The sequence below is a fragment of the Paenibacillus sp. LC231 genome, assembly GCF_001860525.1.
Taxonomy (GTDB): domain Bacteria; phylum Bacillota; class Bacilli; order Paenibacillales; family Paenibacillaceae; genus Paenibacillus_AQ.
In genome coordinates, this window is sequence record NZ_JFOM01000010.1 from 63701 (window position 1) to 75301 (window position 11601).

Consider the following 11601-nt stretch of genomic DNA (forward strand, 5'->3'; position numbering starts at 1 on the left):
CTTGAGGGGAGATTCGCATGAAACAGATTATCGTGCTGGGCGGCGGATATGGCGGTATACTTACCGCCAAGAAGCTGGCTAAACGACTGCGCAAACAGAAGGATTTGCGGATAACACTCATCGACCGCAAGCCGTATCATACACTGCTAACCGAGCTGCATGAAGTAGCCGCGAACCGGGTTGAGGAGGATTCCATCAAAATCGACCTAAAAAAAGTGTTCTCCGGGTTCCGCAATGTAGACGTAGTGCTGGATGAAATCGACGGCATCGACTTTGACGGCCAAACACTCCGTGGAGAGAAACAAACCTATTCCTACGATTATCTGGTCATCGGAACAGGCAGCAAACCAACCTTCTTCGGCATACCGGGCGCAGATCAACACGCCTTTACCTTATGGTCGTATGACGATGCGGTCCGTCTGAAAGAACACACCCTGAATATGTTCCGAAAAGCCGTGCTGGAGCGCGACCCGCAGGTCCGCAAAGAAATGCTGACCTTCGTCGTGGTCGGCGGCGGATTCACCGGGGTTGAAATGATCGGCGAGTTGGCCGAGTTCACGCAACAATTATGTAAGGAATTCTACGTGGATCCAAGCGAGGTTACGCTGCACGTTGCCGACATGGTCGACAAGATCCTGCCGATCCTGCCCGAGCCGTTAATACGCAAAGCCGAGAAGCGGCTGCGCAAAATGAACGTCAACATCATCACGGGCTCCAAGATTACGGAGGTTAAGCCGGACGGCGTTACCGTCGGCGGCAACGATATCAAATCCCGCACCGTTATTTGGACCGCCGGGGTGGAAGGCTCCGATGTGGTCGGCAATATGGATGTCGAGCAAAAAGGCCGTAAGCGTATTTTGACCAACGACAAGCTTCAAGTGCCTGCTCATCCGAACGTTTATGTCGTCGGGGACAATATTTTCTACATTCCTGAGGGCGCGGCTGCACCCGTGCCCCAAATGGTAGAAAATGCGGAACTCGCAGCCCCGGTCATTGCGCATAACATCGTGGCTGAATTATTAAACAAACCGATGAAATCCTACAAACCGACGTTCCACGGCACGATGGTCTGTATCGGCAGCCGCTACGGAGTAGCTAACGTGGGGGTTCCGGGCCATATGTTCAGGCTCAGCGGCTTCCCGGCCATGCTGGTCAAACATCTGATCAACATGCTCTATCTGTTCCAGGTTTGCGGCTTCAACAAGGTATACCATTATATACTGCATGAGTTCTTCCATGTCCGGAACAACCGCAGCTTCGTGGGCGGGCATTTTGCCAAGCGCTCGCCGAATTTCTGGCTCGTTCCGCTGCGGATTTTTGCTGGATGGATGTGGCTCTCACAGGGATGGGATAAAATCCACAAGATTATCGATGATCCGGATAAAGTGTTCCTCATTCCTGCCAAAGCAGCCGACGGCGTAAGCGCAGCATCCGCTGCAGGTGCCGATGCTGCCGGGGCTGGAGCCGCAGACGCAGTGTCTGCCGCCTCTGCTTATACTGCCGAAGCGGTATCCGCCCTCCCGGTTCCGGATTTTATGAAATCCATTGTCGATTGGTCGATGGACCTGATGTTCTATACCGGCGACGGCGGCTATACTTCGCTTGCCTATGTATTTCAGACCTCGATGGTATTGGCTGAGCTGATCGTCGGCATCCTGCTGATCGTCGGATTGTTCACGGCACCTGCAGCCGTAGCCAGCGTCGCCATGGGCGCGATGGTATGGGTATCGGGGATGGCACCTAACGAAATGCTGTGGTATCTGGCAGCCGGGATCGCCTTAATCGGCGGATCGGGCAGCACGTTCGGACTTGACTACTATGTGTATCCTTGCCTGAAGAAGGTATGGAAACGAATACCGATCGTAAGGCGATGGTACGTGTATACGGACTAATTTTTCTCTATTCAATAGAACGGGCTGATCGTATGGCGCTTTGCCGTAGCAAGCTCAAGCCCTAACCGTTCTGCCGGCATTCACACTCTTAATCAACACGAGCCTTCCGGAAGGAGTCAATAACGATGGATATGAAGCTATTACAGGATACGATCGACCTGCTTCGGTCGCATATCGATTCCGGAACGGATATCGATTGGATGGAGATGGATAACAGACCGGTGAGGGACATTGCCGATATGCTCAGCGCTTATGAACTGGCCTATTCCCGTAAAATGACGGTGCTGGCTTGCTGCATCCTGATTCATTCCGCACTCAGCAAACACGGCAAGCTGCAGACACAGGACAACGAGAGATTGACGCGTTTGCTGCTGGACGGCGATTATTTGACCGGGCTCATGTACCGGATTGCCGTCAAACGGAAGGAATGGAAGCTGCTGTCCCGGCTTCTCCCCCTCCATAAGCGCATGCAGCTGAAACTAATGAAGAACGTCTCACCCGAACTCCTGCTTAAAGAGCTGAAGCGTGAAATCCGCAGCTATCTGGAGCAGCGGAGCGCGTAAGGAGCTATCTGGGGAAAGGAGCGCTGATACAGATTGAACATTCATAACCAAATTGGAGTGGATCTCGCTTCCTTCGACCGCCTGCTCCGGGAGGTGGTCACCTCAGACCGTGACCTCACTCCTCCCTCCGTTGTGCTGAGCAGCGTCATGGATCTCATTAACGCTGGCGGCAAGCGGCTGCGCCCGCTTATGGTCGTGCTCGGCAGCCGTTTCGGAAAAAGCGGCCATGAGCGAGCCGTCATGAAAACCGCCGTACTGCTTGAATACTTACACATGGCCTCGCTGGTGCACGATGACATTATCGATCAATCCGATATGCGGCGCGGCAGGCCGACCCTGCACGAGACGACCGATGTCCAGACGGCGGTGCACATCGGCAACTACATGATTGCCCGTGCCATCGAATGGGCCGCCAATCATCCGGGCGACGACCCGGACGGGAGCAGCGAAGACGTCTCCGAAGACGAGGCCTACCGATTAGCCGAGCTTGCAGCCCTGGTCACCGAGCTATGCATGGGAGAGTACGATCAGCTGCATCACCGCTTCGACTTCGGACTGACGATGGAGCAGTATTTGGAGAAAACACGCTGCAAAACCGCCCTGCTGATGGCCCACTGCCTGAAAGCGGGCGCGGAAGCAGCCCATGCGGATGCCGGAACCGCTGAACGGCTCTTTCAATTCGGGGAGTCGCTCGGCATGGCATTTCAAATCCGGGATGACCTGCTCGATTTCACGAAGCCCAAGGAGGCCATCGGCAAGCCGGCTGGCGCAGACCTGCGAAACGGCAACATTACGCTGCCGGTGCTATACGCCCTCAACGATCCAGCCCTTGCATCTGGAATCAGGCAGCTTGGCCCCCACTCTGCGGAGGCTGACATGGACGAGGTCATTCAGCGTATCGCCGCAAGCGGCGCCATTAAGCAAACTGAGGAGCTTGCCCGATCGTATGCGAAACAAGCTCAGCGGATGATCGGCGACTTCGCGGATCACCCCGCTCAGCGTGATTTGCAGGCATTGCTCCATTATTTCCTGCCCTAAAGACAGACATGAAGCCATATACTCCAAACGAAGAGGGATACGTCCATCATGGATGCATCCCTTTTCGATTATGAAAGGATGTTTTATAGACATGAATCGCACAGTAATCTGGCGGTGGCGAATTGCGCTGGCGGCCTTCCTGATCCTGCTTGCTGCGGGAGGCTTCATGCTGTTCAAGACATCCCCTCTCGCAGAGGAGGATACCGGTGATACGCAAGTGAGCTCCATCGCCATCTTTGCGCTCAAGGGCTGCGGCGGCTGTTCCAAAGCGCTGGGTGTGGTGGAGCAGATGGAAGAAACCTTGCCGGACTACCGTTACCAGTATTTCAGCATATCGGAGGATACGGAGACCGTTAACCGGTACGGTATCACGGAGCACCCGACCATCCTGTTCCTGAACGCTCAGGATGAAGAACTCGGGAGACTGACCGAGGACATATCAAGCGACAGGATCCTGCGCGAACTGGAGGATATCGCTGCGAACGGTGCACGTCCGCCCAAGGGGACGATTCTTTCCGCCATCCCCAGCACGATGCCCAGCGTAACCCTCCATGCCTATGACCCGTTTTCCGGTTTATTCACGCCCGTATCCCAGTACGTGCAGACAGATACCTCCGTCCGCTATCCCAAGGTCAGTGCCATGACGATGCTGACCCAGTGGGGAGATCTGTTACCACCTGAACTTGAAAGCGCCATCCCTGATGGCGTAACCTTCGTGGAAATCCGAACCGAGCACGGGGTGACCGTGGTAGAGCTGTCCCCATCGTTTCGTTCCTTTACCGGCTCTAAGGAGGGAGAACGGGCGGAAGAAGCCATCGCGCTTACGCTGCAAACCTTTGAAGGCGTGAACGGCGTTCAAGTAGTAAGCGGCGCGTATCGCAGCGACATCCTCTATGCGGAAGCTCTTGCTGGCCGTTCCGACGGAAAAACCGACTACCTGCTGCATCCCGATACGCCTCTTCCGCATATCTCCAGCGTGAAGGAATACAATGCGGCCATCCTCCATGCCAGCCACTTGGCCTTCATGCCCTGCTTCTGCGGATGCGGCGATGCTGGCCATAGCAGCAACCTCAATTGCTACTATGCTCAAAAGAAAGACGGCAGACTCACGCCAACCACGCACGCGAAATTCTGCCAAACCTGCCTGGACGTCACGAACATGTACCTGGACGGCAGGCAGCAAGGGCTGAGCCTGAAGGAAATCCGGCAGTCCGTGGACCGGGCCTACGAGGGGATCGAGCCGACGGATACGCCGATGCCAATGAATGATTAGGTATGACAGATAACACTATTCCTATTTGGAACGGTGTTTTCTTATGTAGCTCCACTCTCTACGAGCTGTATTGTAAAACTCGCAAAAAAAGATGGGGCAAATATCCAATTCATTAATAATTTCCATATTATAACTTTACGACAGGCATGAATCTCATCTATGATTTGACTGGGTAAATCATCCATCGATGGTATACGCCAGAAATTAAAAATTGGCAGATTAGAGGAGACGTATTACAACGTGATCAGAAAATACCTAAACTTTTTTACACTGGCATTGCTGTTTCTTATGTTTACCCATGAAGAGACGGAAGCCTCCAGCCAAAAAGTCGGTTTGTCCCTCCCTAACGGGGCCACCTACTATGGTGAAGTGAAGAACAACAAACCTCACGGAAAAGGTACGATGCGATGGGGACCTTCAAAAGTATACAGCGGCGATTGGTACAATGGACAAAGATCCGGTACAGGCAAATACATATCGGACAAGCTTCCCGAGGATATGAAAGTCGTCTACGAGGGTGAATGGCGAAACGATCGTCCTAACGGAACGGGAATTCGGAGCGAAAGCAACCCTGATCTTGAATTTTATGTAATCTCGAAGGGCATTTTCAAAGATCATGACTTGCTGTCAGGTTATACCGTGATGCAATCCATAGACTCCCTTTGGTTTGAATATCGGAATGGGAATACTCTCTTGGAGTTTTCCGTATCGGATCGGGAGCAGGCAAATGAACTGATGCAATCCAAATTGGCTCGCGGTCATATTCAACTGCTGAATTATTACAAACGGGATAAGTCCACGCCTGACTACAAAGGGTTCGAATATGCAAGCGAGATGGAGGATTTCGGGAGTTCTATCAGCGAAGGCGTATATCGAACGGGTGACTATGGGGTGATGGAGCTCTATACCGGGGTGAACCAACGTTTCGAGGATGAAGAATCCTATAGAGTAGAGAATTACAAGAACGGGAGACTCGTTTCTGCAAAAGAAGTACCGGAGAACGGACGGTTTGCCGGGATCGTTCAAGGGAAAATCAATAACAAGAAGCATGTCCTTCAGCCTTATCTAGGTGAGTTCTCAAAGCTATTAAAAGCCATTGGAAACGACCCAGAGCCGATAAGCTGCAGCAATTCATCCACGAGTGTTTGTGAAGCCTTCCCTATAAAATTCGAGTAACAGCTTAATTAGGAAGAGACGCAGCTGATCACCATGATCGGCTGCTTTTTGTAACGTGCAAAGGTTGTTACACCACAGTCCTGAAGGACTGCGGTTTTCATTTCCTCAAGCCACTACTACAGCAGCGCGGCCGCGGCCACGGGCAGCAGGAACAAGGCGACAAACAGCGTGTCCGCCCGCTTCCATACAAAGGCCCTGAACCTGCTTCGCCGAGCACCCAGCCGGTAGCCTCTGGCTTCCATGGAATCGGCAAGCCCGATGGCGCGCCGGAACGCACCTGTCGTTACTGGCACCAGCAGGGCAATGATCAGCCGTGCCTTCTCCTTCAGCGGCCGCGACGACAGGTCAAGTCCCCTGGACTGCTGTGCCTTCCACAGCCGCTCCGCTTCCTCGAAGATGGTCGGAATGAACCGGAGGGCAATGCCGAGCATCAGCACCAGCCGGTCGGTCGGCACGCCGATATAGGTCAGGGGCCGCAAGAGGCTGCCCAGACCCTGGGCCAGCTGCTCCGGCTGGGTCGTGAAGGTCAGCACCGCCGCCAACATGATGAAGAGCGCCATCCGGGAGGCGGACACGATACCTTTTTCCAATCCGCCTGCATACACCTTGAACGCGCCCATATCCAGCAGCTTCCCGCCCCCCGCATCATATACAATGTGAAATACCAGGATAAACAACAGCAGGAACACCAGCGGCTTCATGGCTCTGATAAAATAGCGGTACGGGATACCCGTAGCCCGGATCACCGCCGCAGTGAACAGCAGCAGCGCGAGCACCCCCATATATCCGTCTACCAGGAACACGGCCACCATAAAGAGCGGCATGGCAGCCGTTTTGGCACGCGGATCCAGGCGGTGAACCCATGAATCGCCTTCCATATATCGGCCCAGGATGATTTTTCGTTTCATCCATGCTTCCTCCTTTCGCCTCTGCTTCGCTCTGCCCTACATTTCAAGCTGCCCTGCGTACCAGTCCGCCAGCGCAGCCGCATCCGGTGGCATCTCCGGAGGCTGTACTCCAAGCTGCGATGCCAGCTTGCCCGCCATCCGCACAGACGACGGAGCCATCAATCCCGCCTGCTCCAGCACCTCCTGCCGGTGTACCAGTTCCTTGGCCGTCCCTTGAAATACGACTCGGCCATCTTTAATTACAACGAACTCGTCCGCATAGGCCGCGACTTCCTCTAACCGGTGGGAGACGATGAGAACCGTCTTGCCCTGGGTCCTCGTTAATCCATGCAGCCGCTCCAGCAAATCCACGCGGCTGGCAGGATCAAGGGAGGCCGTAGGCTCATCCAAAGCCAAAATGTCGGGGTCAGCCGCCAGTACGGCAGCTACGGCCGCTTTTCGCATCTGACCCGAGCTTAACTTGAAGGGACTCTGTGCCAGCAGCTCCTCGTCCAATCCGACGAAGGATGCCGCTCTGCGGACCGCCTTGGCAGCTTCGGCTGGGCTCCGCCCGAAATTAAGCGGCCCGAATAGCAAATCCTTCTCCACCGTTTCTTCAAACAGCTGCTGTTCCGGGTATTGAAAAACAAGGCCGACGCGCTGCCGCAGACCGACAGGTACTTTCTTGCTGTCACCCGGTTCAAGGCGGAAATCCAATATGCGAATCAAGCCCTCATCAGCCCGTATCAATCCGTTCATATGCTGGAGAAGCGTTGATTTTCCCGAACCCGGCGCACCGAGAACGGCAATCATTCTGCCTTCCTCCAGCTCCAGATGAAGGCCGTCGAGCCCAAGAATCGGGCTCATCCCCCGGTCCCGGTAGCGGTAAGAAACCTCTTCGAATGATATGACCATAACGCCTCCAGCACCTCCTTCTCCCTAACCAGCTCGCCGATATCGATCCCCCGCGCTTTGAGCTCCCTGCACAGCTGGAGGGCAAAAGGCGCCTTTAGCCTGCAACGCTGGAGCAGCTCTTCCTGCAGCAGCAGCTCCCTTGGACTTCCGTCCGCCGTCACCATTCCGCCATCCAGCACGATCATTCGGTCTGCTTCGGCCATCTCCTCTACGTCATGGGTGATGGAGATAATGGTGTATCGGCCTTCGGCATGCATGGTTCGCATGAAGTCCAGCAGCTCCTGCTTTGCCATCTCATCCAGCATGGAAGCTGCCTCGTCCAAGACAATGATAGAAGGCTCCATGGCCAGCACTGCAGCAATAGCAGCACGCTGCTTCTGTCCGCCGGACAGGGTTGCCGGATGCCGGTCTAACAGATGAACAATGTCCAGCCGCTCCGCGTACACCCGAATCCGCCGCAGCATCTCTTCCCGGCTCAAGCACAGATTCTCCAAACCGAACGCAATGTCATCCTCTACGGTCAGGCCGACAAACTGATCATCGGGATTGGCAAACACCATGCCTATATGCCGGCGAATCTCCCCCAGCGTACAGCCGTTCTGTTCTATGCCATCGATAAGGATGCGCCCCCGGCTCATGAGGAGCAAACCGTTTAACAGCCGAATCAGCGTAGACTTGCCTGCCCCGTTCTTGCCGGCAATGCATACCCACTGCCCATGGGGAATCGTCAGCGAAACGTCCTTGAGCACGTTCGTGCAGCCCTGGCCGTAATATACATGCTTGAGCTTTACTGCATGCTCTGACTTATCTATTGTGCCCATGCCTAACGCCTCCTCCTTAGGTTTCCGTATGAAACATGCCAAACGGATCGATACGTCGCAGGGATTCGATCAGATGTTTTGCAGCCCATCCCACAAAGATCCCTGTCACGACACCTGCCCCGAGCAGAAATGGCAGGTAATAATAAATTTTGGTTGTTCCCAATACCAGCGAGGCTGCCGTTAATTGACCAACATTATGAGCGATGCCGCCTGCGATACTCACGCCCGTTAAGCTGAAATTATGGCCCCCGAGCCTAAGCATGACATACATCACCAGATAACTTGCCAGCGCCCCGAACATACTGAACAGGAAGGTCGAGAAGCTTCCAAGTATAAAGGCTGTCAGCAGTGTCTTTAAAACAATAAGCCACAGGGCATCCCTGCCCCCCAGGCAAACTAAACAGGTCAGCACCAAAATATTGCCAAGTCCCAGCTTGGCACCGGGTATCGTGACCGCAAATGGAATCAGGGCCTCCACAATGCCAAGCACCACCGATAAGGAGGCGCAGATGGCAATCACGACCAGCTTGCGGAGAGCATAGGGATCAGGAGACAACGGCATCGAGCTCACTTCCTTCATCTTGATCTCCGGTTACTTCAACGAACACGCGATTGGGCAAACATACGATGGTGTCATGAATGTCGTGAACGTGGCCGAACCCCACGCAGAGCTGATCCGGACAATCCGACTCCACCATCTCGATACCCTCGCGGGAGACCCGCAAGAGGTTATATCCCCGCTCTGTCCGGATTTCTATATCTCGAGGCTCTTCCGTAAGCGCCACCGTATCATAATGCTTTCCATTCACCTCGATCATGGCATAGGTTCCCTTCGCCGCTCCGTCTTCTCCCATAAACTTGGATATTCCAAACCAGGCGACAACCGCAATCAGCACGAGCGCTATTCCAATATCTCCGCGTTTCATCAGCATCTCTCCACTTCGCTTTGCTTATCTTCATTATCAGGGCTGCACCAAGTGCCAGAAATGATTTTTCTCACATTCAGCAAGGTACGGGTCTGATACGCTGGGATCATCGGAATTCGATTTAGAACAGCACCAGAACTGAAAAGAGGAGGCACTGTCATGTATAGGAAGCTTCTTTCCTACAGCAGCCTGTTGATCATGCTCACCCTGTTGATGACGGGATCGATTGGCTGCACAACTACAGCAGATCAGAAGGTAGCCGCCAGTAACGAGCCGGCAACCGAACGTTACTTTATATTCGATACCATTGTAAGTCTCCGCGTTTACGATGAACGGATGACGTCCCAGCATTTCGATGAGGTAGGCGCACTGCTGGAGCGTATCGACCAACGCATGAACCGGCAGCTGGCGGGCAGCGAGATCGATCGGGTCAATCAAGCGGCGGGCAAATCCGAAGTGAGCGTATCCGAGGAAACCTTCAAGGTTGTCCAAACCGCCATCGATTACGCAGCGGCTTCAGGTGGACATTTCGAACCGACCATAGGTCCGCTCGTAGACCTATGGGGCATTGGCGGTGAACACCCCGCTGTGCCGGAAGAGGATGAGCTGGATTCTGCCATGCAGCGAATGAACTATAAGGATGTCATTTTAAAACCGGCATCCCATGCCATCCTGCTGAAGAAAGAAGGAATGTCGCTGGATCTGGGGGCCATCGCCAAAGGGTATGCGGCGGACGTCATCGCAGATTATTTGCAGCAGCAGGACTTCCATTCGGCCATCATCGACCTTGGGGGTAACATCCTTGCCATGGGATCGAAACCGAACGGTTCGCCTTGGAATATCGGCATCCAGGATCCTGGTAAAGATCGCGGGCAATCCCTGGGTACGCTTGAAGTCATCAATAAGACCATCGTGACCTCCGGCGTGTACGAGCGTTTCTTTGAAGCAGAGGGAAAAGTGTATCATCATATCCTGAGCCCTTTCACCGGTTATCCGGTCGATAATGACCTGCTCAGCGTTACCATTGTGACCGACACATCCATGGACGCTGACGCCATGTCGACCTCCGTCTTCTCGCTTGGACTAACGGAAGGGCGGAAACTGGTGGAGAGCCGCGGTGATGCCGAAGCTATTTTCGTCACCACCGATCATCAAATCTATCTCACCTCAGGTCTGACCCAAACATTTAAACTGACCAATGGCGATTACCAGCTTGCCGAATAAACTTATGGAAGGAGAAGATGGTATGAAACAGAATCGTGCTGTAAGATCCGATGCATGGGATGGAGGGCTGTTTCCAGCAGGCACTTCCTCCGTCTATTCACAACCGCATCTCGCTCTGATCCGGGAATTGGCCGAGCCTGTCCGTTTGTTTGCAGGTGATTATCTATACCAGGAGAATGATCCTGCAGACCGGCTGTACTTTGTAAACCGTGGAAGCCTGAAGGTATCCAAGCTGCTGGAAGACGGATCGTCGGCCACCTTATCGCTTCACATCCCCGGCGATCTGTTCGGTGAACCCGATCCATTCGGACGAGCTGTTCATCAATTCGAATCCAAAGCCTTGGAGGATAGTGAAGTCGGAATTGTGCCGCAGACAGAACTGGATAAAGTCATCCGGACCAACGGTGACTTTGCCGTGGAGTATATGGGCTGGATGGCACTCATGCAGCGCACCGCGCAAAGCAAATTACGCGACCTGCTGCTGCATGGTAAATCCGGCGCCCTGTGCTCTCTGCTGCTGCGGCTGTACAATATGTACGGGACGAGCGGGACAAACAAGGAAACACGAGCCATCATCGGCAAGCGGATTACGAATCTGGAAATGGCGGAGATGATTGGTTCTACCCGTGAAAGCGTTAACCGGATATTGAACGAGCTTAAGGATCTTGGCGTGATTTCTACCGAACGGGGACGCATCGTTCTGAATGATCCCGACTATTTAAGGAATATTTGCCACTGTGAGGACTGTCCCCGAGCGATTTGCCGAATGTAACGGACAAATGAGAAGAAACCTCTCACGAAGAAACGAAAGTCGCTTAAGCATCCCTTTTCATCGGAGAGGTTTCATATTTCATGCGTTCATTCCGCGGTTCATTTTTTTCAGCTT

The 11601-nt window shown here is 53.8% G+C and carries 12 protein-coding genes; 7 read left to right on the forward strand and 5 right to left on the reverse strand.

What is annotated here, in order from left to right; translation table 11 throughout:
- Window positions 1-17: 17 nt before the first annotated feature.
- The 5 genes from AK95_RS06450 to AK95_RS06470 all read left to right on the forward strand — a co-directional run bounded on the left by AK95_RS06450 (window position 18) and on the right by AK95_RS06470 (window position 5942).
- Window positions 18-1892 (forward strand): FAD-dependent oxidoreductase, encoded by a 1875-nt coding sequence (locus AK95_RS06450; protein WP_071219155.1) that lies wholly within the window; start codon window positions 18-20, stop codon window positions 1890-1892.
- A gap of 125 nt (window positions 1893-2017) precedes the next feature.
- Window positions 2018-2455: a hypothetical protein gene (locus AK95_RS06455; protein ID WP_071219156.1), complete on the forward strand. Its 438-nt coding sequence runs from the start codon at window positions 2018-2020 to the stop codon at window positions 2453-2455.
- Window positions 2456-2488: 33 nt separating this feature from the next.
- Window positions 2489-3493, forward strand: coding sequence for a polyprenyl synthetase family protein (locus AK95_RS06460; protein ID WP_071219157.1), 1005 nt, complete (start codon window positions 2489-2491; stop codon window positions 3491-3493).
- Window positions 3494-3584: 91 nt separating this feature from the next.
- Complete coding sequence (locus AK95_RS06465; protein WP_071219159.1) at window positions 3585-4766, forward strand: PCYCGC motif-containing (lipo)protein; 1182 nt, start codon at window positions 3585-3587, stop codon at window positions 4764-4766.
- 240 nt (window positions 4767-5006) lie between these two features.
- Complete coding sequence (locus AK95_RS06470) at window positions 5007-5942, forward strand: MORN repeat-containing protein (protein WP_071219160.1); 936 nt, start codon at window positions 5007-5009, stop codon at window positions 5940-5942.
- Window positions 5943-6058: 116 nt separating this feature from the next.
- Here AK95_RS06470 and AK95_RS06475 read toward each other — a convergent pair whose 3' ends face one another.
- From AK95_RS06475 to AK95_RS06495, 5 genes are read right to left on the reverse strand one after another with little or no spacing between them, the layout of a single operon-like run.
- Window positions 6059-6850 (reverse strand): energy-coupling factor transporter transmembrane component T family protein, encoded by a 792-nt coding sequence (locus AK95_RS06475; protein ID WP_071219161.1) that lies wholly within the window; start codon window positions 6848-6850, stop codon window positions 6059-6061.
- A gap of 36 nt (window positions 6851-6886) precedes the next feature.
- Entirely contained in the window at window positions 6887-7744 is an 858-nt protein-coding gene (locus tag AK95_RS06480) for an ATP-binding cassette domain-containing protein (RefSeq protein ID WP_071219162.1), read from the reverse strand.
- Window positions 7693-8565, reverse strand: a complete 873-nt coding sequence (locus AK95_RS06485; RefSeq protein WP_071219163.1) for an energy-coupling factor transporter ATPase — start codon at window positions 8563-8565, stop codon at window positions 7693-7695. Before AK95_RS06485 ends, AK95_RS06480 begins: the two co-directional genes overlap by 52 nt.
- 16 nt (window positions 8566-8581) lie before the next feature.
- Window positions 8582-9127, reverse strand: coding sequence for a Gx transporter family protein (locus AK95_RS06490; RefSeq protein WP_071219165.1), 546 nt, complete (start codon window positions 9125-9127; stop codon window positions 8582-8584).
- On the reverse strand, window positions 9111-9491 hold the full coding sequence (locus tag AK95_RS06495) for a NusG domain II-containing protein (protein ID WP_071219166.1): 381 nt from the start codon (window positions 9489-9491) through the stop codon (window positions 9111-9113). Before AK95_RS06495 ends, AK95_RS06490 begins: the two co-directional genes overlap by 17 nt.
- Window positions 9492-9650: 159 nt before the next feature.
- On the opposite strand from AK95_RS06495, the gene AK95_RS06500 reads away from it, so the two are divergent.
- On the forward strand, window positions 9651-10715 hold the full coding sequence (locus AK95_RS06500; RefSeq protein ID WP_071219167.1) for an FAD:protein FMN transferase: 1065 nt from the start codon (window positions 9651-9653) through the stop codon (window positions 10713-10715).
- 22 nt (window positions 10716-10737) lie between these two features.
- Window positions 10738-11487, forward strand: coding sequence for a Crp/Fnr family transcriptional regulator (locus AK95_RS06505; RefSeq protein WP_071219168.1), 750 nt, complete (start codon window positions 10738-10740; stop codon window positions 11485-11487).
- Window positions 11488-11601: the final 114 nt, after the last annotated feature.